This is a genomic window from Microbacterium meiriae, assembly GCF_025143875.1.
Taxonomy (GTDB): domain Bacteria; phylum Actinomycetota; class Actinomycetes; order Actinomycetales; family Microbacteriaceae; genus Microbacterium; species Microbacterium meiriae.
In genome coordinates this window covers 26,340-46,974 of sequence record NZ_JAMBDU010000005.1, presented here as the reverse complement: position 1 = coordinate 46,974, position 20,635 = coordinate 26,340, and the positions used below count along the sequence as shown (strand labels likewise).

Below are 20,635 nucleotides of genomic sequence, written 5' to 3'. Positions count from 1 at the left end.
CAGCCCACGCACAGCATCCTTCAAGTTGCGTCATAGACTCCGGGCACTATAGCGTGTTCGCGGCGGGGATATTCAGCATGCCCCGCGTCACGCTCTGAAGGGGAAATCCATGATGAAGTCGCGCACCCGTCGCGCACTCGTGCTCACCGGTTCGGCCGTCGCCGTCTCGCTCGCCCTCACCGGTTGCAGCGCGATCAACAGCATCCTCGGCGGCGGTCGCGCCGACGCCGACCGCGACGAGGAGACCGGCCAGGTCACCGAGAGCGCGAACATCGACGTCTTCTCGGTGAAGCTCGGCGACTGCATGCTCGAGACCGGCTCCGGAATGCTCACCGACGCGAACGTCGTGCCGTGCTCCGAGCCCCACGACGAAGAGGTCTTCTACGAGATCAAGATGGACGACGGCGACTACTCGGAGGACGCCATCAGCGCCGCCTCCGAGGGCTGCATCGGCGACGCGTACACCTCCTTCGTCGGCGTCTCCTACCAGGAGTCCGCCCTGGACGTGACCACGCTCACCCCCAGCAAGGACTCGTGGGAGCAGGCCAACGACCGCGTGATCCAGTGCATCATCATCGACCCGGCCGGCCAGGTCGAGGGATCGCTCAAGGGCGCCGCACGCTGATCCGACGGCATCTCCACGAAGGGCTCCGCCATCAGGCGGGGCCCTTCGTCGTCCGGGTCGTGGGTCAGTCGTCGGAGGCGCGCAGCGCGAGCCACGCCGCGACGCGGTCATCCGGATCGCTCAGGGAGAGTCCGATCAGATCCTCGATCCGTCTGACGCGGGTCGTCAGCGTCTGCCGGTGGATGCGGAGTCGCGCCGCACTCTCGCTCCAGGCTCCGTTCGTCGCGAGGAACACCCGGAGGGTGTCCAGCAGCTCGGCCGGCCTCTCGGCGGCGCGCAGCGGATCGAGCAGTCGGGCGAGGCGGCCGGTCTGATCGCTGTCCAGCGCCCCGAGCACGAACGACACCGTCGGGATGGCCTCGTAGCGGACCACGCGTTCGCCCCCGGTGCGCGCGGCTTCGCAGGCGTGCCGCGCCTCGTCGATGCTGCGCGCGAGAGCATCGGTGCCCGCCGGTCGGCCGAGACCGAGATAGAGGGTCGAGGCGAACGCCCTGGCGCGATGCGCGATCTGGTCGGCATGGTCCTCGCGCACGACGCCCTGGACGATTCCCCGCTGCGACGTGAAGACGTGCTCCGCGCCCAGCTCGTCGAGCCAGAGGCCGAGCAGATGCTCGACGTCGACACCGCTGGTACGGGAGGCGAGGGCGAACCCCACCAGCACGCGCTCGTGCACGCCCCAGCGGCGGAGCAGACGAGTGGCCTCCTCCCCTCCCTCGCGCACGGTCTCGAACATCATCGAGCGGCCGAGGCGCTCCAGCTGACTGCTGTCCCTCGTGCGCATGAGCAGATCGAGCAGCGCCGCGGCCTGCGAGCTCAGTTCCCGACCGCGGCCGGAGCTGTCGTTACGCGGAGCGGTCACGAGCTGCGCGCTGATGTCCTGACCGGGACCGACCGGGTGCACCTGGAGGGCGCGATGCCGCACCCGCACCGGCCTGCCGACGGCGACCGCGATCGCGTCGTCGATGTGCAGGCTTCCGGCGCCCGCCGTCGTGATGACCTCACCGTGCCGGTCCAGCAGCACCGCCCACCCGTCGATGCGGTGCGCGAGCTCGGCGATGACGCCGGTGATGCCGCTGCGTCGCGCCGCCAGTGTGAGCACCCGCATCGCCGATGTGATCGCTCGGGCCTCCGCCGCCTGATCGACCGCGAGGAGCGAGGTCAGCGTCGGGACCAGCAGCGACGGCGGCATCGGCACCCCGACGATCGCGGTGATCCCCGCGTCCCGCACGGCTTCGCGAAGACGGGGGCTGTCGTCGCTCGTGACCGCCACGGCCTCCCCCAGCGCGGCGCGCCGGTCGCCGGCGACGCCGAAGAGCGCGGTCTCTTCCGCCACGACGAGCGTCGCATGGAGCGGATCCACCGGTGGACCGAAGTCGACGAGGGGCACGACCGCGTTGACGGGCCGCGCACCGGGAACGGCGCCGGGCAGCAGCTCCGCGCGGAGATATCGGGCCACCGAGGCGACGTCACGAGCCACCCTCCGATCATACAGATTGTCGAAGAGCAGCCGTTCTCTTCACATATCTGTCGGATGCCGAGGAGTTCCGCTCTCTCCTAGCATCGTGCGCATCCCCACTTCCCGAAGGATGTCATGAAAGCTGTTGTCTTCCGCGACCCCCAGTCGCCCATCGAGTTCGTCGACGTCGACCTCGCCCCGCCCCGCGCCGGTGAGGTGCGCGTGCGCATCGCCGCTGCCGGCGTCTGCCACTCCGACCTGCACGTCAAGCGCGGCGAGTGGGATGCGGCCGCTCCCCTGGTCATGGGCCATGAGGGCTCCGGCGTCGTCACCGAGCTCGGCGAAGGCGTCACCACCCTCGCTGTCGGCGACCACGTCGTGCTGAGCTGGGTGCCGCCGTGCGGCGAGTGCCGGTACTGCCGCGCCGGCCACGAGGCGCGGTGCCAGAAGGTCGCGACCGTGGTCGCGCCGCTGGGCGTCCTCTTCGACGGCACCTCCCGGCTGAGCCTCGACGGCGAGCAGCTGCACCACTACCTCGGTGTCTCGTCGTTCGCGGAAGAGGTCGTCGTCCCCGCGTCCGGAGCCGTGAAGGTCCGCGACGACGCGCCCCTCGACGTCATCGCCGTCGTCGGCTGCGCCGTCGCGACCGGTGTCGGCGCCGTTCTCAACACCGCCGCCGTCGAGCCGGGGTCGACCGTCGCCGTCATCGGCTGCGGCGGCGTCGGCCTCAACGTCGTCCAGGGAGCCCGTCTCGCCGGCGCCGAGCGTATCGTCGCGATCGACGTGCGCCCGGAGAAGACGCAGATGGCGCTGCAGTTCGGCGCCACGGATCGCATCGACGCCTCCCAGGGCGACGCGGTGGCCCAGTTGCGCGAGCTCATCCCGGACGGCGTCGACTACGCCTTCGACGCGATCGGGCGCACCTCCACGACCGAGCAGTCCATCCAGATGCTCGGACTCGGCGGCGCCGCCGTGATCGTCGGCCTGCCGCCCACAGGGGCGCGTGCCTCGTTCGAGCCGCTCGTCCTCGCCGAGGCCGACCAGCGCATCCTCGGCTCGAACTACGGCTCGGTTCGACCGTCGATCGACGTCCCCGCACTCGTGGACCGCTACATGGACGGGCAGCTGAAGATCGACCCCCTGATCTCGGGCCGCCGACCGCTGTCCGAGGCCGCCGCCGCGCTGGACGACCTCGACGGCGGCTCGGCCCTCCGCACCCTCCTCATCCCCTGACCGCCACGCGCGGCTCCCATCCCTGAAACCCGAATCCAGGAGAACCATGTCAGACACCGTCGTCGCCCCGCCCGGCGCCCCGCAGGATGCCGGTCTCCGCACCGGCGTCATGAGCGGGCCCGAGCTCGCCGCCCAGGCCATCGCCAACATCGCCCCCAGCGCCGTCATCGCCTTCACGGCCGCCGCCATCTTCCTCGGCGCCGGGAACGGCACCATCTACGCCTTCGCCCTGGCCACGATCGTGATCCTGTGCGTCGGGTACTGCGTGGTGGTGTTCGCCCGCAAGCACGCCTCCGCCGGCTCGCTCTACACCTACGTCTCCAAGGGTCTCGGGCCGTTCGGCGCCTTCCTCGCCGGCGTGACGCTGCTGATCGGCTGCTTCGGCATCGCGGCCGCCTCCCTCAGCGGCTCGGTCAGCTACATGGGCCAGTTCCTGAGCATGCTGGGCCTGCCCGCGCAGGGCCTGGGGTGGGATGTCGGCCTGGCGATCCTGCTCGGTGGCCTGGCGACCCTCTTCACGATCCGCGGCATCCGGCTCTCCGCCCGGGTCTCGCTCGTCCTCGAGCTGCTCTCCGTCGGCATCATCCTCGTGCTGCTCATCGCAGCGCTCGCGTGGGCGGGGCCCTCCGCCTGGGACCCCGCGCAGGTGCTCGCGACCGGCTCCTCGTTCCAGGGCATCGCGTCCGGCATGGTGCTCGGCATCCTGGGCTTCGTGGGCTTCTCCTCCGCGGACGCCCTGGGGCGCGAGGCCAAGGAGCCGTACAAGGCGATCCCCCGCGCGATCATGTGGAGCGCCCTCGGCGTCGGCGTGCTCTACGTCTTCGCCGCCTACACGCAGATCGCGGTGCTCGGCGACGACCTCGCCACCGCCGCGAGCCCGTTGGAGAGCATGTCCGCCCTCATCGGCATGCCGGGCTGGTTCGCGGCCGTGCTCACCTTCGGCGTGTCCGCGTCGTTCTTCGCCGTGGTCGTCGCCCCGCTTAACGTGATCGGCCGCATCGTCTACGTGATGGGCAAGGAAGGCGTCGTCGCCGAGCGCTTCGGCCGCACGCACGAGCAGCACCTCACGCCGCACCGCGTACTCATCCTCGCCGGTGCTGCGGCGATCACGGTCGACATCGTGCTGCTGGTCGCGGGAGCCGCGACGGGCGACATCCTCGTCTGGGTCAACACCTGGGGCACCTACGGCTACATGGTCGCCTACGCCCTCGTCGCCATCGCCTGCGTGGTCTACACGCAGCGGGCGAAGATGCGGAACGGTCTCGTGAAGGTCTGCGCGACGGTCGCCGTCGTGACGATGGCGTACGTCTTCTTCGCGAACGTGTGGCCGGTGCCGGCCTTCCCGTACAACGTGATCCCGTACGTGTTCCTCGTCACCGTCGCCCTCGCGCTGACCCGGTACGCCTACCTCGCCCGTCGCCGCCCTGACGTGATCGCCCGGATCGGCAACACCGAGACGAGTGCCATGGAGGGCGTCGGCTGAACGACGCTCCCCGCAGAGAAGAGCCCCTCCGCGTGGAGGGGCTCTTTCTCTGCGTCCGGCGCGATCGTGCGGTCCGGATACGAGAGAAGCCCCCTCCGTGGAGGGGGCTTCTCTCGTTGGCTCCCCGGCTTGGACTCGAACCAAGAACCTGCCGGTTAACAGCCGGCTGCTCTGCCAATTGAGCTACCGAGGAATGTGCGCCGCTGTGCGGGCAACTCGTCAAGCTTAGCAAACTCCGGACGCGGTTCGTGACACCCGGGCACCTTCCGCGGCCGTCGGGCGTGTCGCGCTCAGCGGCGTGAATCCGACTCCGCATTGGGCACCCACAGCAGGTCCTTCCCGACGCCGCGCGCGACGACATGGCCCCCACGCAGCATGAGCGTCTCGGCGTTGAGTTCCCGTATGAAGTCCGCGTCGTTGGTGACCAGGAGCGCGGCCATCCCCTCCTCCTTGCGACGCCGGGTGATGGCGTCGAAGACCACCGGCCGCACCTCCAGATCGAGGTTCGCGAGGATCTCGTCGGCGATGAGCACGCGCGGCTCCAGCACGAACGAGCGGGCGATCGCGACGCGCTGCCGCATCCCCGCGCTCAGCTCGTACGGGAACTTCGCCGCGGTCCCGAGCGGCAGGTGGAGCTCATCGAGGAGCGTCGCCACGCGGATCGAGAGCGCGCGGGTGTTGACGCGCTTCTCCCGGATGAGGATCGGCTCGGCGATGACCTCGTTGACCGTCAGCTGCGGCGGCAGGTCCGCCCCGGCGCCCTGGGGCACGAAGCCCGTGCGGTAGGTGAGGATGCGGTGCTTGCGGCCTTGTCGGCGGATGTCGATGCCGCAGACCTGTGCCCGGCCGCCGACGACGCGCACCGAGGGATCGGTCGAGCCCGCGAGCGCGGCGACGAGGGTCGACTTGCCCGAGCCGGTCGGTCCCGCGACGCAGATCAGCCCCCCGGGAGCGAGCGAGAACGTCACGCCGTCGACCGCGCGATTGGGCGCGCCGTGACCGATCCGGTCGATGACCAGATCGGAGCACTCGATCGCGTTCGAGGATTCGGGCGTGCGGGGCATATGTCCATCCTGCCGTCTCGTCCGGGACCGTTCCGGTTACGACTCGGCGAAGAAGCGTTGGCGCTCCACGTCGATGTCCCGCAGCCGCACCCGCAGCGCGCGCCCGCCGTCGGAGTCCGCAGGGACGCGCTGGACCGCGCCCAGCAGCTCCTGCTTCTCGTGCTCGAGCTGCCGCAGCACCAGGCGTCGCGCGAGATCGGTCGCGGAGGCCACCGCTCCGGCCTCATCCCGTGCCGGGAATGGCGTCATCAACAGCTCCCCGGCGAGGGAGCGGTAGGGCTCGCGCACACTGTTCACCGCGTCCGTCACCCATCCGGGGCGGCTGCGGTCGGGCGCGGCCGCGACCGCCTCGCGCACCGCGTCGAGGCCGGGTGTGCGGAACGGCTCGGCGAGAGCCCGGGTCAGCAGCGCCGCATCGACCTGGTGTCCGTACTGCAGAGCCCCCATGAGCGCGTCGCGCTCCACGGCGACGTCGGGTGAGCGGGGCAGGCTGGCCAGTGTGACCGCAGCGACCACGGGAGCGCCCGTGGACGGGTCGACCCGCGGCGTGCTCTCTCGGCGCGTCTGGGGCGCGGCGGACTGCGCCCCACGGGCGGCACGCTCCACCTCCCCGTGCACCTCGGTCGGATCCATGCCGAGCCGGCGCGCCAGCACCCGCTCGTACCCGGGGCGCAGCAGCCGGTCGCGGATCTCCGCGACGATGGGGGCCGCGGCACGGAGAGCACCGACCCTGCCCTCGACGGTGGCGAGATCGAAGCCGGCGAGCTTGCGGTCGATCGCGAACTCGAACATGGGCTGCTTCGCGTCCATGAGGCCGCGCACCGCCGCGTCGCCGCGCTGCAGCCGGAGGTCGCACGGATCGAGGCCGTCGGGCGCGACCGCGACGAAGGTCTGGGCGTTGAACTTGTCGTCTTCCGTGAACGCCCGCAGTGCGGCCTTCTGTCCCGCCTCGTCGCCGTCGAACGTGAACACGACCTCACCGGACGCGTTGTCATCGCCCATCACCCGCCGGAGCACCTTGATGTGCTCGGCGCCGAACGCCGTCCCACAGGTCGCGACCGCGGTCGTCAGGCCCGCGAGGTGACAGGCCATCACGTCGGTGTACCCCTCGACGACGACGACCCGACGGGGGTCGCCGCGCGCGATGTCGCGCTTGGCGAGGTCGAGCCCGTAGAGGACCTGGGCCTTCTTGTAGATCGGTGTCTCGGGGGTGTTGAGGTACTTGGGGCCCTGATCGTCGTCGAAGAGCTTGCGGGCGCCGAAGCCGATCGTCTGCCCCGACACATCCCGGATCGGCCACACCAGGCGCCCCCGGAACCGGTCGTACACGCCGCGCTGTCCCGTCGAGACGAGGCCCGCGGTGCTCAGCTCCTCCCGCGTGAATCCCTGGGAGGTCAGCGCCTTGAGCATGCCGTCCCAGCCCCGCGGGGCGAAGCCGACGCCGAAGTGCGACGCCGCGCCCGCGTCGAAACCGCGCTCCCCGAGGAATCGGCGGGCGGCCTCGGCATCGGGCGACAGCAGCTGGGAGCGGAAGAACTCCGCGGCGGCCGTGTTCGCCGCGTAGAGCCGGCTGCGGCCGCTCGTCTCCGGCGCCGCACCCCCGTCCTCATAGTGCAGTGTGTAGCCGATGCGGCCCGCGAGCCGCTCGACCGCCTCCGTGAAGCTGACGTGATCCATCGCTCGGAGGAAGGAGTAGACGTCGCCCGACTCCCCGCACCCGAAGCAGTGGTAGTAACCGACCTGCTGCCGGACGTGGAAGCTGGGGCTCTTCTCGTCGTGGAACGGGCACAGGCCCTTGAGGGAGCCGACGCCCGCGGATTTGAGCGCGACTCGCTCCCCCACGATGTCGGCGATGTTGGTGCGGGCCTTGACCTCGTCGACGTCGGCCTGACGGATGCGGGGCATCAGCGCGCGCCTTCTGCGACGGGCCGCCTCTCGACGGGCGTGCGCGCGCCGGGGCGTGCATGACGCGGCGTCCAGATGCCGACCTCCGCCGGGTCGATCTCCCCGACCAGCCGGTTGTGCCAGTCGATCGCGCTCTGATCGGTCAGGCTCGCGATCTGATCGACGACCACCCGCGCCCGCTCCGCATCGCTCTCCGCCGCGACGAAGTCGGCAGCGAACGCCGGCTCCAGCACGTCGGCGCCGGCAGACCACAGGGTGTCGGTGGACCACAGGGCGTCGGCCAGCCGCTTGAGGACCCGCCGCTGCTCCTTGTAGACACCCTTCCTGGCGTCGATCGTGACGATCGCCTGACCCATGATCCCCTTGAGCACCGCGATCTCGACCTCGACCACGCGCGGCACGATGACATGCGCGTTGTAGCGGACCAGCCGCGTGCCTCCGAACGCCTCGCGCGTGGCGGAGACCGCCGCCCGTGCGAACCGGCCGATGAGGTCGCTGGTGAGGTTCTTGAGCCGCGCGAGATCCTGTCGGGAGCGGTCGAAGGACGCCAGCCACATCGGCTGCGAGGCGAGCCGGTAGAGCGCATCGGCGAGCTCATCACGCGTGAAGTCGTAACCGACCCACTGCTGGATCCGGCTGAGCAGGGCCTCGTGGGCAGCGGGATCGGCGAGCTGCGCGACGTCGACGTAGCCGTTGACGATCGCGTCCTCGAAGTCGTGCACCGAATAGGCGATGTCGTCGGAGAGGTCCATGATCTCGGCCTCGATGCAGCGCAGCCGCCCCGGCGCTCCGTCGCGCATCCAGCGGAACACGGCCTCGTCCTCCGGGTACACGCCGAACTTGAGCCGGCCCCCCGGGTCGGGGACGGGACTGTCGACCGTCCACGGGTACTTGCAGGTCGCGTCGAGCGTCGCCCGCGTGAGGTTCAGACCGACGGAGGAGCCGCCCCCGTCGAGCACCTTCGCCTCCAGACGCGTGAGGATGCGCAGCGATTGGGCGTTGCCCTCGAAGCCGCCGATGGCCTCAGCCCATTCGTTCAGCGCCCGCTCGCCGTTGTGACCGAACGGCGGGTGACCGAGGTCGTGGCTCAGGCACGCGGTGTCGACCACATCCGCCGAGACCCCGAGGGCGGCGGCGAGCTCCCGGCCGACCTGGGCGACCTCGAGCGAGTGCGTCAGGCGGTTGCGGGCGAAGTCGGCCGTGCTGGCGGGGCTGAGCACCTGGGTCTTCGCGGCGAGCCGTCGCAGCGCGGCCGAGTGCAGCACCCTGGCACGGTCGCGGGCGAAATCGTCCCGCTCCGAGCGATGGGTCTCCGCGAAGAAGCGCTCCGCGTCGCGCGCGTCATAGCCGTCGGCGCGTGCGCCGACCCGGGGGTCATCCGCCACTGTTCTCGATCTCCGCTCCACGCATCATCTCCGAGGCCGACGAGGCGAGCTCGCGCGACTCCAGCCACTTCTCCGGAAGAGCGGTCCTCTTCGGGTGCCCCGCGCGTCCGCGCTGCCCTTCGGCGTCCGCACCAGGGTACGGTGCCGCACGGTCGAGCCGTCCGAGGAGGTCGTCGATCTCCTGCAGGCTCGACGCAGTCGCCAGCCCCGTCCGGATGTCGCCGCCGACCGGGTAGCCCTTGAAGTACCAGGAGACGTGCTTGCGGATGTCGCGGCAGCCGCGGTCCTCGTCCTCGAAGAACTCGACGAGCAGCTCCGCGTGCCGGCGGAAGGCGTCGGCGACGAAGCCGAGGGTTGCATCGACCGTCTTGCCCTCTCCGCCGAAGGCGAGGGCGAGCTGCCCGAACAGCCACGGCCGTCCGAGGCATCCGCGGCCGACGACCACGCCGTCGCAGTCGGTCTCCGCCATCATCCGCACGGCGTCCTCGGCCGACCAGATGTCGCCGTTGCCGAGCACGGGGATGCTGGTCACCGCCTGCTTGAGCTCGCCGATCGCACTCCAGTCGGCGTGTCCGGAGTAGAACTCGCTCGCGGTGCGCGCGTGCAGGGCGACAGCTGCGGCTCCCGCATCCTCTGCGGCGCGGCCGGCGTCGAGGAAGGTGAGGTGGTCGCCGTCGATGCCCTTGCGCATCTTCACCGTGAGCGGGATGTCGCTGGCGGCCTTCACCGCCTGATCGACGATGTCCGCGAAGAGCTTCGACTTCCACGGCAGGGCCGCCCCGCCGCCCTTCCTGGTCACCTTGGGGACCGGGCAGCCGAAGTTGAGGTCGATGTGGTCGGCGTGGTCTTCCGCGACGATGATGCGGACGGCCTCGGCGATGGTCTTCGGGTCGACGCCGTAGAGCTGGATCGAGCGCGGCGTCTCCGACTCGTGGTGTCGGATCAGCCGCATGGTGGTCTCGTTCCGCTCGACGAGGGCGCGCGACGTGATCATCTCGCTGACGTACAGGCCGGCCCCGTACTCCCGGCACAGGCGCCGGAACGCCGTGTTCGTGATCCCGGCCATCGGCGCGAGGACGACCGGCACGTCGAGGTCGATCGGGCCGATGCGGAGCGGGCGGGCGGGGGCGGTGGCGACAGTCATGGCGTGTCCATTCTCCCAGACCCGGAGCCGGTGGGGATGCGGCGACCTAAGCTGTGCATATGACCGATTCCGCGCTCCGTTCCATCCCCTTCACCGACGCCCAGGGGCAGGAGAAGACTCTGGACGATCTGGGTGCCGATGTGGTGCTCGTGGTGAACGTGGCCTCCAAGTGCGGCCTCACCCCGCAGTACGAGCAGCTGGAGGAGCTGCAGCGCCAATTCGGCGACCGCGGCTTCACGGTGGTGGGGTTCCCCTGCAACCAGTTCTTCGGTCAGGAGCCCGGTTCGGTCGACGAGATCCTCGAGTTCTGCTCCACGACCTACGGCGTCTCCTTCCCGGTGAACGACAAGGTCAAGGTCAACGGCAAGAACGCCGCGGAGCTCTACAAGGCACTCAAGGAGACGCCGGACGCGGGTGGCAAGGCCGGCCGCGTCGAGTGGAACTTCGAGAAGTTCCTCGTGCTGCCGGACGGCGACGTGCTGCGCTTCCGTCCCAAGCAGAAGCCCGATGCGCCGGAGATCGTCGAGGCGATCGAGGCCGCTCTCCCCCGCTGAGTCCGGTCGTTCACCTCCACGTCACGTGGGCACCGCTCCCGCGGCGCCACGGAGACGGGCCGCGTTCACCTTCCGGCCTCCCCGTCGACATCTGATGTCCCTAGTCTCGCCGCGGCGATATCCGCCCGAAGACGAAGGAGACCACGCATGCCCGACCGACTGCCGATCAGCCGGCGAACCGTCCTCACCGCGGGAGCACTCGGTGCACTCGGCACCACCCTCCCCCTCGGCACCGCGCCCGCCGCAGCGGCGACGGTTCCCGCCTCGCCCGGCACCGGACAGCGGCGGAACCTGCGGTTTCGCGCCGACGGCACCTTCAAGGTCGTGCAGTTCAACGACACGCAGGACGACGAACTCACCGACCGCCGCACCGTCGAGCTGATGGAGAAGGTGCTCGACCAGGAGAAGCCGGACTTCGTGGTCATCAACGGCGACGTGATCACCGGCGGGTGCGAGACGCGGCTGGCCGTGAAGCAGGCGATCAACAACGTCGTCATGCCGATGGAGTCCCGCCGCATCCCATGGGCGGTGACCTATGGCAACCACGACGAGGACTCGCTGCCGCAGTCCGGTGTCGATGAAGCGGGGATGCTGAAGGTCTACCGCTCGTACGAGTACAACGTGAACGCCGAGAACACCCGCGGCGTGACGGGCACGAGCAACACGATCGTCACGATCGGCTCCGCTGCGAAGAAGAACCGGGAGGCGTTCGCGCTCTGGCTGATGGACTCGGGCCGGTACGCGCCGGATGCCATCGACGGCCAGGACTTCGCCGGCTACCCCGCGTGGGATTGGCTGCGCATGGACCAGGTGGCGTGGTACCGCGAGCAGTCACAGCGTCTGGAGCAGCGCCGCGGCCGCAAGGTCCCCGGGCTCATGTTCCTGCACATCGCGCTGTGGGAGCACCGCTTCATGTGGTGGGGTGGCGTCGACACCCGCACGGCGGCCGACGCCGCGCGCGGCAAGGCCCGTCACGGCATCGTCGGGGAGCGCAACGAGGACGAATGCCCCGGTCCGTTCAACTCGGGGATGTTCAACGCGATCCTCGAGCGCGGCGACGTGAAGGGCGTGTTCGTCGGACACGATCACATCAACGACTACGTCGGCGACTACTACGGCGTGATGCTCGGATACGCCCCGGGAACCGGCTTCGGCGCGTACGGCCTCTCCGGCGCCGAGCGCAACCGCATGCGTGGGGGCCGGGTCTTCGAGCTGAAGGAGACCGGCGAGGACGTCGCGATCACCACAAGGGTCGTCTACGCCAGGGACCTGGGCATCGACCTGACCGCGAACGATCAGCCGATGAAGCCGCTGCCCCTCGGCCCCCGCCAGCAGCGCATCTGAGGCCAGGCAGCGAAACGGCGGGGACCCCCGACCCGGGGTCCCCGCCGTCGCCTGCCGGAGCGGGTCAGGCCTCGACGGCAGCGCTCCGCTGCGCCCAGAGGTCGCGGATGACGTTCTCGAACGCCGCAGGCGGCTGCGCGCCGCTGATGCCGTACTGACCGTCGACCACGAAGAACGGCACGCCCTGGATCCCGTACGCGCGAGCCTGCGCCTGGTCCTGGCGGACATCGGCGAGGTACTGCTCGCTCTCGAGCGCGGCGCGGGCGCGATCGGCATCGAGGCCGACCTCGGCCGCGAGGGCCACGAGGTCGTCGATGCGCCCCACATGCTTGCCCTCGGTGAAGTACGCGGACATGAGCCGCTCCTCCATCTCGTGCTGGCGCCCCTCGGCCTTCGCGAAGTGCAGCAGCTCGTGCGCCTTCACGGTGTTCGTGTGCTGCAGCAGGTCGAACCGGTACTGCAGGCCCGCGTTCGCGGCGACGTTCGTGACGTTGGCCAGCATCTGCTCGACCTGCGTGCGCGGCATGCCCTTGTGACCGGAGAGGAAGTCGATCTCGTCGCCGTCGAAGTCGACGGGGGTGTCGGGCGAGAGCTCGAACGAGTGGAAGGTGACGGTGACCTGCGGAGCATCGTCATCGGCCGCGACGGCTTCGAGACCCTTCTCGAGGTTGCGCTTGCCGATGTAGCACCAGGGGCAGGCGATGTCGGACCAGATGTCGATGGAGATGGGTTCAGTCACACGATCATCAACCGCCCGCGCGTCCGACGTATTCCGTCAGTAGAATCCCCGGATGCTCTCCGCCGATGATCCGCTTCCCTTCCGGCCCGAGCGCGTGCTCGTCGCCGGTGTCACCGGCTCGGGGAAGACGACACTCTCCCGGCGACTCGCCGCGCTCTGGGAGCTGCGGCACGTGGAGATCGACGGCCTGTTCCACGGTCCGGAGTGGACCCCGCGGGCGGAGTTCCTCGACGACGTGCGCGCCTTCGCGGCGGACGAGCGCTGGGTGACCGAGTGGCAGTACACGAGCAAGGGCACCGACGAGATCCTGACTCCGAGGGCGCAGCTCGCGGTCTGGCTCGACTACCCGTACCGCGTGGCGCGGTCGCGTCTGCTCCGACGCACCCTCAGCCGCAGCATCCTCCGCACCCGGATGTGGAACGGGAACGTCGAAAAGCCGATCTGGCGGATGGTGGGGAGCACGCCGGAGGAGAGCATCCTGGCGTGGCAGACCGCGACGCTCCACAAATGGACCGAGCGCTTCCCCCAGGTGCAGGAGCGCTTCCCGCATCTCACGATCGTGCGGCTGACGCATCCGCGCGAGACGGAGCGCTGGCTGCGGGCTCAGGCCGACGTCGGGGTGTCCACCGCGCCGCCGAAGCGACGGTCGCGGGAGAGGTAGACCCCGATCGCACGCCAGAGCTCCTCGCGGGAGAAGTCCGGCCACAGCGTGTCGAGGAACACCATCTCGGCGTAGGCCGACTGCCACAGCAGGAAGTTCGAGGTGCGCTGCTCCCCCGAGCTGCGCAGGAACAGGTCCACGTCCGGCATGTCCGGCACGTACAGGTGCCGGCGGATCATCTTCTCGCTGATCGCGTTCGGCTTCACCCGCCCGGCCGCGACATCGGCCGCGATCGCCCGCATCGCGTCGACAAGCTCGATCCGTCCGCCGTAGTTGACGCACATGGTGAGGGTGAGCACGTCGTTGTCGCGGGTGAGCTGCTCGGCATACTGCAGCTCCTTGATGACGCTGCCCCACAGGCGCGGCTTGCGCCCGGCCCACCGGACCCGCACGCCCCACTCGTTGAGCTGATCGCGACGGCGGTGCAGCACATCGCGGTTGTAGCCCATGAGGAAGCGGACCTCCTCCGGCGAACGAGCCCAGTTCTCGGTGGAGAACGCATAGACGGAGAGGTGCTTCACGCCGGCCTGGATCGCGCCGGCGACGACGTCCAGCAGCACCTCCTCCCCTGCCTTGTGCCCCTCGATGCGGTTGAGCCCCCGGCGGTTCGCCCAGCGGCCGTTGCCGTCCATGACGATGGCGACGTGCTCCGGGACGGCGGGGAACGCGGGCGGATACACGCCCGTCCAGTCGATCGGCCGGTAGGGCACCGCGTCCTTGTGCGTGTAGGGCTTCGGGCTCACCGTGCTCCTTCTCCGGGGGTGGACGAGACGTGCGCGAGCGAGCGGATGCCGCGCTCCAGGTGCCACTGGGCATACGCCGCGACGAGGCCGGATGCAGCCGCCGTGTCGGCGTGCGGGGCGGCGTCGATGAGGTCCCAGTCCCCGCGGATCAGCGCGCGCAGCAGCGTCAGGGTCTTCTCGGCGATCCGGGGGCTCCCGGCGGGCGCGTCGGCACGGCAGACCAGGCCGCCGAGCTGCGCGACGAAGACGGAGTGCGGCCCCGGGGCTCCACAGCGCGCGCAGTCCTCGAGGGACGGCGCCCACCCGGAGAGGGACATGACCCGCAGCAGGTACGAGTCGAGGATGCTGCGCGGGGCGTGCTCGCCGCGGGACAGCGCCCGCAGCCCGCCGACGAGCAGGAGGTACTGCTCCGGGGTGGCCTCGGCGTCGCTGAGCCGATCCGCCGTCTCGACCATGGCGTTCGCGGCGGTGAACCGGTCGTAATGGGCGGCGATGTCCGTGCCATAAGCCCCGAGCGACTCGGCCTGCTGCACGATGTCGAGCGAGCGGCCTTCGTAGAGCTGCACATCCGCGACCATGAACGGCTCGAGGCGGGAGCCGAACTTCGACGAGGTGCGACGCACACCCTTCGCGACCGCGCGCACCTTCCCGTGCCGCCGGGACAGCATCGTGACGATGCGATCCGCCTCCCCCAGTTTGTGGGTGCGCAGGATCACCGCTTCGTCTCGGTAGGTGGGCACCCTTCGATTATCCTCCGTGCGCGACAATGGACGCGTGACCGAACCGCTCTTCACCATTCCGCTGTGGGCGGACCTCCTCGGCGTCGGCCTCGGCGGAGTGCAGGGCGCGATGTTCGCCGCCGGGTTCCAAGGACAGCGTCGGCTCGACTGGCTGGGCGTCGCGATCATCGGGATCATGATCGGCATGGGTGGCGGTCTCATCCGCGACATCCTGCTCGGGCAGACTCCCGCGACGCTGCAGAACCAGTGGTACCTGGTCACGGCCGCGGGTGCCGCGCTGCTCGGCATGCTCCTGGCCGGACTCTTCACGCGACTCAACACCGCGATCGTCGTGCTCGACGCCGTGGTGATCGGCATGTTCGGCGCCTTCGGAACGAGCAAGGCCCTCGCCTTCGGCATCCCCGAAGTACCCGCGGTCTTCATCGGCGTGTGCGCCGCGGTCGGCGGGAGCGTCCTCCGCGACATGCTCATGGGGCTGCCGACCGCCATCATGCACGTCGGCTCCCTGTACGCGGTGGCCGCCGCGGCCGGCTGCACGTTCATCGTCGCCGCGAACGCGGTCGGCATGCCGATCCCGCTCGCGGCGGTCATCGGCATCGTCGTGACGGCTGTGATCCGCATCCTCGCCGTGACGTTCGACGTCTCGCTTCCGGAGCAGCGCCGTCTGTACCGCCGCAAGGTCGCCGCGGAGACCGGCGCCATCGCGATCGTGAAGCCCCAGGACTGACTTCGAGTCGCGCGATTGACTCCATCCCGCAGCCGGATACGACCAATCGCGCGATTCGAAGGAGGGTCAGGTGCCTGCGAGCCCGTCGATCACGCGCGCGAGACCGAAGTCCCAGGCGGCTCGAGCGTCGTAGGGGGCGCCCATCGACTCCCCGGCAGCCTGACCCACTGACCGGGCGAGCGGCATCCCGTCACCGAGATAGGCCGCCAGACGCGGTGCGGCCTCTGCCCACGAGGCCGCGAACGAATCCGCGCTCTCCTCCTCCCGCATGCGTGCTGCCGCGGAGAGAGTGAAGTCGAGCACGAAGCTCAGCGCCGCATCACGATCCACGGCGGTGAGGCCGAGGCCGTCGAAGGCGTGAAGTTCCCGGTCGTACTTGGCGATGGTTCCAGGGCCGAGCGCGACCCGCGGGTCGTGGATGTCGATGAGCCAGGGGTGAGCCCGGAGGAGGCGCAGGTTGTCCTCGGCGACCGCCCGGACCTCCGCGCGCCACCCGGACGCCTGCGCAGGCTCGGTGGGCATCCTGGCGTGCATCGCATCCGTCATCAGGACGAGCAGGTCGGCGCGGCTGTTGACATGCGTGTAGATCGACATCGGAGTCAGCTCGAGCCACTGCGCGAGAGACCGGATCGTCACCGCGCCGAGGCCCTCGGCGTCAGCCAGCGCCACGGCACGATCCACGACGTCATCCGTCGAGTGGCGCGCCTTCGGACCGCGCTGCCGAGCCACGGGAGCCGCGGGGCTGTGCCGCCAGAGCAGATCGACGAGATTCCTGGTCATCGGGAATAGCCTAGACCGCTCCAGACTTAACCCTGTACGCTGTACAGACTTTCGGAATGGAGCATCGTGAACATCACTCAGACCGCCCTCTCGCTCAACGTCCCCGACGTGGCGGCCTCCGCCGCCTTCGCCATGACGCATTTCGGCTTCGAGGAGGCGATGTCCGCGGAGGGCTTCGTCTCGTTGCAGCACCCGGGACCCGTCCCGAACGTCATCTTCCTCGAGACCGGGCTCCCGACGTTCCGTCCGGAGGAGATCGCCGGATCCGCCGGTCAAGGCACCCTGATCGTCTTCGTCGTCGACGAGATCGACCGGGAGTTCGCCCGCATCGCCGCCGCGGGTGCGCGGGTGGTCACCGCTCCCAAGACCGAGCCATGGGGCGAACGCTACTGCCAGTTCGCCGATCCCAACGGCCTCATCTGGCAGCTGGTGCAGTGGATGGACTGACCCCCTACTTCGAATCGCGCGAATGGTCCCATCCGGCGGCCGGATACGACCAATCGCGCGATTCGAAGGAAGATCAGACGGCGGCCAGCTCCTGCTGACGGCTGCGGATCGAGCGGTTCACGCCGGACACGATCGCCTTGAGCGACGCGGTCGAGATGTCGCCGTCGATGCCGACTCCCCACAGGCGCTGGTCGCCGACCTGCAGCTCGACGTAGGCCGCGGCCTGCGCGTCGCCGCCGGCGCTGAGAGCGTGCTCGACGTAGTCGTAGACCGTGATGTCGAAGCCCTGGCCCCGGAGCACCTCGACGAACGCCGCGACCGGACCGTTGCCGTTGCCAGACACCGAGACCTCCTGGTCGTCGTCCCGCAGCACGACATCGAGCACCACGTCACCGGACATGTCGCTCCTGGTCTGCGTGGCGAGCAGCTCGAACCGCCCCCACTTGGCCTCGGTGTCGGCGGCGGGCAGGTATTCGTCCGTGAAGATCGACCAGATCTGCTCGCTGGTGACCTCTCCGCCCTCGGCATCCGTCTTGGCCTGCACGACCCCGGAGAACTCGATCTGGAGCTTGCGCGGCAGGTCGATCGCGTGATCGGACTTGAGCAGGTACGCGACCCCGCCCTTGCCCGACTGGGAGTTCACGCGGATGACGGCCTCGTACGAGCGGCCGAGGTCCTTCGGGTCGACGGGCAGGTACGGCACGGCCCACTCGATCTCGTCGACCGTCATGCCCTGCGCCTCGGCCTTGGCGGCCATGGCCTCGAAGCCCTTCTTGATGGCGTCCTGGTGCGAACCGCTGAACGCGGTGAAGACGAGGTCGCCGGCCCACGGGCTGCGCTCCGGCACCGGCAGCTGGTTGCAGTACTCGACCGTCCGCTTGACCTGATCGATATCGCTGAAGTCGATCTGCGGGTCGATGCCCTGAGTGAACATGTTGATGCCCAGCGCGACGAGGTCGACGTTGCCGGTGCGCTCGCCGTTGCCGAACAGGCAGCCCTCGATACGGTCGGCGCCGGCCATGTAGCCCAGCTCCGCCGCAGCGATCGCGGTGCCGCGGTCGTTGTGCGGGTGCAGCGACAGGATGACGTTCTCGCGGTGGGCGAGGTGACGGCTCATCCACTCGATCGAGTCGGCGTAGATGTTCGGCGTCGCCATCTCCACCGTCGCGGGGAGGTTGATGATCACCTTGCGGTCCGGCGTGGGCTCGAAGATCTCGATGACCTGGTTGCAGACGTCGACCGCGAACTCCAGCTCGGTGCCGGTGTAGCTCTCCGGGGAGTACTCGTAGTACACCTGCGTGTCGGGGATGGTCTTCTCGAACTGGCGGCACAGCCGAGCGCCCTCGAGCGCGATGTCGATGATGCCCTGCTTGTCTGTGCGGAAGACCACCTCGCGCTGCAACACGCTCGTGGAGTTGTAGAGGTGCACGATGGCCTGCTTGGCTCCCGCGATCGCCTCGTAGGTGCGAGCGATCAGGTGCTCGCGCGCCTGCGTCAGGACCTGGATCGTGACGTCGTCCGGGATGACGTTCTCCTCGATGAGCTGGCGCACGAAGTCGAAGTCGGTCTGGCTCGCCGACGGGAAGCCGACCTCGATCTCCTTGTAGCCCATGCTCACGAGCAGCTCGAACATGACGCGCTTGCGCTCGGGCGACATCGGATCGATGAGGGCCTGGTTGCCGTCGCGGAGGTCGACCGCGCACCAGCGGGGGGCCTCGGTGATGCGGGCGTCGGGCCACGTGCGATCAGGCAGGTGGACGGTGATCTGCTCGTGGAACGGCCGGTACTTGTGGATCGGCATCGCGGACGGGCGCTGAGTGTTCTGCATGATGGGCTTCTTCTCTTCGTCAAGATGAACGGGCCAACACAAGCGCCGCGACGAGGAAGGCCCTAGCTTTAGGACTCGTCGCGGCAGCTAAGAAGAAGCAGACCGCCGAAAGGCATGTGGTCATGCTAGCAGGGAAGCCGCAGGTGTTTCGACGCCCCGAGACGATGCGAGTGCGCGCGACACTGGTCGGTATGAGCACCTTCCGCGACCGTCCCCTCCTCGCCGTCGGCGTCGTGTCGGCGCTGTTGCTGCTGGCCGGCTGCACCGCGAGCCCAGGAGCATCGTCGCCGCCGACCAGCACGACGGTCCCGTCGGACTCCCGCCTGGAAGAGGCGGAGCCCGCGCCGCCGGAGGGGGCCGTGGTCGCCACGGGAACGGTCCTCGACGAATCCGGGGAGGTCCGGCTGTGTCTCGGTGCGATCCGCGAGTCGTATCCGCCGCAGTGCGACGGAGTCGCGCTCGACGAGTGGAGCTGGGACGGTGTGGACGGCAGCGAGGCGTCCGGGGAGACGCGCTGGGGGGCGTACGCGGTCACCGGCACCTGGGACGGCGAGCGATTCACGGTGACCGCACCGCCCGCCCTCCTCGCGCTCTACGATCCGATGGCTCCGGAGGATCCGACCGACGGCGCGGACGGCGCGAGCACGGCGGATGAGCTCGACCGCGTGCAGAACGACATCGCCGGACGCCTCGGCGCGGATGCGCTCGCCGTGTCGACGGACCGCGGCTACGTGTGGCTCCAGGTCGTCTGGGATGACGGGACGCTGCAGGACGCGGTCGACGCCGAGTACGGCGAGGACGTGGTCATCGTCACGTCCGCGCTCCGCGAGATCGACTAGGCGTCGGTGACCAGCGCGAGCTTGCCGCCCGGGTGCCCTGTGGCGAGGAGCCGGTGCGCGGCCGGCGCCTCGGCGAGCGGGAACGTGCGCGCGAGCGGAACCACCAGGTCGCCGTTCTGCGCCAGGGCGACGAGTTCGCTGCGCACCTCGTCGCGGAATCGTGCACTGTCCGGCATCGACCCCGCGATCGCGAGGAACCCGTCGGCCGATGCCCGCGCGAAGTTCGCGATCGTGACGATGCGGCGGCGATCGGACACCAGGGCGAGGGACACGTCGATCGCCTCGTCGGTGCCCACCGCATCCAGAGCCGCGGCGATCGGTCCGTCGGCCAGCGCTCGTACCCGATCAGCGAGGCCCCGCCCGTAGGCCACCGGGACCCCGCCGAAACGCCGCACCTCGTCGAAGCGTTCGGGGCTGGCGGTGCCGATGACCCGGACGTCCCGGAGCCGCGCTTGCTGCAGCACGCTGACACCGACCGCGCCCGACGCCCCGTGCAGCAAAACCGTCTCCCCCGGCGACGCCCCGGTGACGGCGAGCATCTCCGCGGCCGTCGTGCCGACGAGCAGGAGGTTGGCCGCTTCCGGGTGGGTGAGCGTGGACGGCTTCGCGAACACCTTCGCCGCGGGCACCGTAACCTCGGTCGCGTAACCGCCCCGCACGCGGAACGCCACGACCTCATCGCCGACCTCGGCCTCACCGGAACCGATGCGGGTCGCGGGGCCGATCGCCGCGAGCTCACCCGAGACCTCGTAGCCGATCGGCACCGGGAACTCGAGCCCTGGTCGAGCGGCAGCGACATGTTTCGCGTCGGCCGGATTCACCCCCGCGGCCCGGACGCGGATCGTGACCTCACCCTTGCCCGGCGCCGCGGCCTCGTACTCCTCGAACTCCCACGACTCGGGAGATCCCGCCGCCGTCGCCACCCAGTGCGTCGCCAT

20 protein-coding genes and 1 tRNA gene are annotated in these 20,635 nt (G+C 69.8%); 9 read left to right on the top strand and 12 right to left on the bottom strand.

Annotated features, from left to right (window positions below):
* Nucleotides 1-109: 109 nt before the first annotated feature.
* Nucleotides 110-625, top strand: coding sequence for a hypothetical protein (locus M4D53_RS04565; protein WP_071329492.1), 516 nt, complete (start codon nucleotides 110-112; stop codon nucleotides 623-625).
* A 64-nt stretch (nucleotides 626-689) separates the two neighbouring features.
* Here the strand turns inward: M4D53_RS04565 and M4D53_RS04560 are convergent, their stop codons facing one another.
* Nucleotides 690-2,102 carry a PucR family transcriptional regulator gene (locus M4D53_RS04560; RefSeq protein ID WP_259952239.1) on the bottom strand — a complete coding sequence of 471 codons (1,413 nt, stop codon included), beginning with the start codon at nucleotides 2,100-2,102 and terminating at the stop codon, nucleotides 690-692.
* A gap of 114 nt (nucleotides 2,103-2,216) precedes the next feature.
* Here M4D53_RS04560 and M4D53_RS04555 point away from each other — a divergent pair, with 114 nt between their 5' ends.
* Together M4D53_RS04555 and M4D53_RS04550 are read left to right on the top strand one after the other, a co-directional pair.
* Nucleotides 2,217-3,314, top strand: coding sequence for an alcohol dehydrogenase catalytic domain-containing protein (locus M4D53_RS04555; RefSeq protein ID WP_187661643.1), 1,098 nt, complete (start codon nucleotides 2,217-2,219; stop codon nucleotides 3,312-3,314).
* 46 nt (nucleotides 3,315-3,360) lie between these two features.
* Nucleotides 3,361-4,797 carry an APC family permease gene (locus M4D53_RS04550; RefSeq protein ID WP_259952238.1) on the top strand — a complete coding sequence of 479 codons (1,437 nt, stop codon included), beginning with the start codon at nucleotides 3,361-3,363 and terminating at the stop codon, nucleotides 4,795-4,797.
* A 117-nt stretch (nucleotides 4,798-4,914) separates the two neighbouring features.
* Here M4D53_RS04550 and M4D53_RS04545 read toward each other — a convergent pair.
* The 5 genes from M4D53_RS04545 to dusB form a co-directional block, all read right to left on the bottom strand.
* A tRNA-Asn gene (locus M4D53_RS04545) sits at nucleotides 4,915-4,990 on the bottom strand.
* A 97-nt stretch (nucleotides 4,991-5,087) separates the two neighbouring features.
* Nucleotides 5,088-5,861: an ATP-binding cassette domain-containing protein gene (locus M4D53_RS04540; RefSeq protein ID WP_259952237.1), complete on the bottom strand. Its 774-nt coding sequence runs from the start codon at nucleotides 5,859-5,861 to the stop codon at nucleotides 5,088-5,090.
* 36 nt (nucleotides 5,862-5,897) lie between these two features.
* A complete protein-coding gene (gene dnaG / locus M4D53_RS04535) occupies nucleotides 5,898-7,766 on the bottom strand; it encodes a DNA primase (RefSeq protein WP_259952236.1) in 1,869 nt (622 codons plus the stop codon).
* Nucleotides 7,766-9,151 carry a deoxyguanosinetriphosphate triphosphohydrolase gene (locus tag M4D53_RS04530; protein ID WP_187661647.1) on the bottom strand — a complete coding sequence of 462 codons (1,386 nt, stop codon included), beginning with the start codon at nucleotides 9,149-9,151 and terminating at the stop codon, nucleotides 7,766-7,768. Before M4D53_RS04530 ends, dnaG begins: the two co-directional genes overlap by 1 nt.
* On the bottom strand, nucleotides 9,141-10,295 hold the full coding sequence (gene dusB, locus M4D53_RS04525; RefSeq protein ID WP_259952233.1) for a tRNA dihydrouridine synthase DusB: 1,155 nt from the start codon (nucleotides 10,293-10,295) through the stop codon (nucleotides 9,141-9,143). The genes M4D53_RS04530 and dusB overlap by 11 nt, the downstream gene beginning before the upstream one ends.
* A 59-nt stretch (nucleotides 10,296-10,354) precedes the next feature.
* On the opposite strand from dusB, the gene M4D53_RS04520 reads away from it, so the two are divergent.
* Together M4D53_RS04520 and M4D53_RS04515 are read left to right on the top strand one after the other, a co-directional pair.
* Nucleotides 10,355-10,849: a glutathione peroxidase gene (locus tag M4D53_RS04520; protein WP_259952231.1), complete on the top strand. Its 495-nt coding sequence runs from the start codon at nucleotides 10,355-10,357 to the stop codon at nucleotides 10,847-10,849.
* A gap of 147 nt (nucleotides 10,850-10,996) precedes the next feature.
* Nucleotides 10,997-12,193: a metallophosphoesterase family protein gene (locus tag M4D53_RS04515; RefSeq protein WP_259952230.1), complete on the top strand. Its 1,197-nt coding sequence runs from the start codon at nucleotides 10,997-10,999 to the stop codon at nucleotides 12,191-12,193.
* Between the two features lie 64 nt (nucleotides 12,194-12,257).
* Here M4D53_RS04515 and M4D53_RS04510 read toward each other — a convergent pair whose 3' ends face one another.
* Complete coding sequence (locus tag M4D53_RS04510) at nucleotides 12,258-12,932, bottom strand: DsbA family oxidoreductase (protein ID WP_259952229.1); 675 nt, start codon at nucleotides 12,930-12,932, stop codon at nucleotides 12,258-12,260.
* Nucleotides 12,933-12,984: 52 nt separating this feature from the next.
* On the opposite strand from M4D53_RS04510, the gene M4D53_RS04505 reads away from it, so the two are divergent.
* The gene (locus tag M4D53_RS04505; RefSeq protein ID WP_259952228.1) at nucleotides 12,985-13,593 is read left to right on the top strand and encodes a P-loop NTPase family protein; all 609 of its coding nucleotides are present in this window, start codon (nucleotides 12,985-12,987) and stop codon (nucleotides 13,591-13,593) included.
* On the opposite strand, the gene M4D53_RS04500 is transcribed toward M4D53_RS04505, so the two are convergent.
* Together M4D53_RS04500 and recO are read right to left on the bottom strand one after the other, a co-directional pair.
* Nucleotides 13,536-14,336 (bottom strand): isoprenyl transferase, encoded by an 801-nt coding sequence (locus M4D53_RS04500; protein WP_259952224.1) that lies wholly within the window; start codon nucleotides 14,334-14,336, stop codon nucleotides 13,536-13,538. The two genes, M4D53_RS04505 and M4D53_RS04500, sit on opposite strands and share 58 nt — an antisense overlap.
* Entirely contained in the window at nucleotides 14,333-15,076 is a 744-nt protein-coding gene (gene recO / locus M4D53_RS04495) for a DNA repair protein RecO (protein WP_187661653.1), read from the bottom strand. Before recO ends, M4D53_RS04500 begins: the two co-directional genes overlap by 4 nt.
* Nucleotides 15,077-15,110: 34 nt before the next feature.
* On the opposite strand from recO, the gene M4D53_RS04490 reads away from it, so the two are divergent.
* Nucleotides 15,111-15,803 (top strand): trimeric intracellular cation channel family protein, encoded by a 693-nt coding sequence (locus tag M4D53_RS04490; protein WP_187661654.1) that lies wholly within the window; start codon nucleotides 15,111-15,113, stop codon nucleotides 15,801-15,803.
* A 66-nt stretch (nucleotides 15,804-15,869) separates the two neighbouring features.
* On the opposite strand, the gene M4D53_RS04485 is transcribed toward M4D53_RS04490, so the two are convergent.
* Nucleotides 15,870-16,583, bottom strand: coding sequence for a TetR/AcrR family transcriptional regulator (locus M4D53_RS04485; protein WP_187661655.1), 714 nt, complete (start codon nucleotides 16,581-16,583; stop codon nucleotides 15,870-15,872).
* 66 nt (nucleotides 16,584-16,649) lie between these two features.
* Here M4D53_RS04485 and M4D53_RS04480 point away from each other — a divergent pair, with 66 nt between their 5' ends.
* Nucleotides 16,650-17,030, top strand: a complete 381-nt coding sequence (locus M4D53_RS04480) for a VOC family protein (RefSeq protein WP_259952222.1) — start codon at nucleotides 16,650-16,652, stop codon at nucleotides 17,028-17,030.
* Between the two features lie 73 nt (nucleotides 17,031-17,103).
* Here the strand turns inward: M4D53_RS04480 and leuA are convergent, their stop codons facing one another.
* Nucleotides 17,104-18,858 (bottom strand): 2-isopropylmalate synthase, encoded by a 1,755-nt coding sequence (leuA, locus tag M4D53_RS04475; protein ID WP_259952221.1) that lies wholly within the window; start codon nucleotides 18,856-18,858, stop codon nucleotides 17,104-17,106.
* Nucleotides 18,859-19,049: 191 nt separating this feature from the next.
* Here leuA and M4D53_RS04470 point away from each other — a divergent pair, with 191 nt between their 5' ends.
* Nucleotides 19,050-19,697: a hypothetical protein gene (locus M4D53_RS04470; protein WP_259952219.1), complete on the top strand. Its 648-nt coding sequence runs from the start codon at nucleotides 19,050-19,052 to the stop codon at nucleotides 19,695-19,697.
* Here the strand turns inward: M4D53_RS04470 and M4D53_RS04465 are convergent.
* The gene (locus tag M4D53_RS04465; RefSeq protein WP_259952217.1) at nucleotides 19,694-20,635 is read right to left on the bottom strand and encodes a quinone oxidoreductase family protein; all 942 of its coding nucleotides are present in this window, start codon (nucleotides 20,633-20,635) and stop codon (nucleotides 19,694-19,696) included. The two genes, M4D53_RS04470 and M4D53_RS04465, sit on opposite strands and share 4 nt — an antisense overlap.

Coding starts and splice junctions, on each gene's coding strand:
- M4D53_RS04555 (WP_187661643.1), top strand. CDS start 2,217: ATGAAAGCTGTTGTCTTCCGCGACCCCCAGTCGCCCATCGAGTTCGTC.
- M4D53_RS04465 (WP_259952217.1), bottom strand. CDS start 20,635: ATGGCGACGCACTGGGTGGCGACGGCGGCGGGATCTCCCGAGTCGTGG.
- dusB (WP_259952233.1), bottom strand. CDS start 10,295: ATGACTGTCGCCACCGCCCCCGCCCGCCCGCTCCGCATCGGCCCGATC.
- M4D53_RS04520 (WP_259952231.1), top strand. CDS start 10,355: ATGACCGATTCCGCGCTCCGTTCCATCCCCTTCACCGACGCCCAGGGG.
- M4D53_RS04540 (WP_259952237.1), bottom strand. CDS start 5,861: ATGCCCCGCACGCCCGAATCCTCGAACGCGATCGAGTGCTCCGATCTG.
- M4D53_RS04515 (WP_259952230.1), top strand. CDS start 10,997: ATGCCCGACCGACTGCCGATCAGCCGGCGAACCGTCCTCACCGCGGGA.
- leuA (WP_259952221.1), bottom strand. CDS start 18,858: ATGCAGAACACTCAGCGCCCGTCCGCGATGCCGATCCACAAGTACCGG.
- M4D53_RS04485 (WP_187661655.1), bottom strand. CDS start 16,583: ATGACCAGGAATCTCGTCGATCTGCTCTGGCGGCACAGCCCCGCGGCT.
- M4D53_RS04565 (WP_071329492.1), top strand. CDS start 110: ATGATGAAGTCGCGCACCCGTCGCGCACTCGTGCTCACCGGTTCGGCC.
- M4D53_RS04505 (WP_259952228.1), top strand. CDS start 12,985: ATGCTCTCCGCCGATGATCCGCTTCCCTTCCGGCCCGAGCGCGTGCTC.
- dnaG (WP_259952236.1), bottom strand. CDS start 7,766: ATGCCCCGCATCCGTCAGGCCGACGTCGACGAGGTCAAGGCCCGCACC.
- M4D53_RS04470 (WP_259952219.1), top strand. CDS start 19,050: ATGAGCACCTTCCGCGACCGTCCCCTCCTCGCCGTCGGCGTCGTGTCG.
- M4D53_RS04550 (WP_259952238.1), top strand. CDS start 3,361: ATGTCAGACACCGTCGTCGCCCCGCCCGGCGCCCCGCAGGATGCCGGT.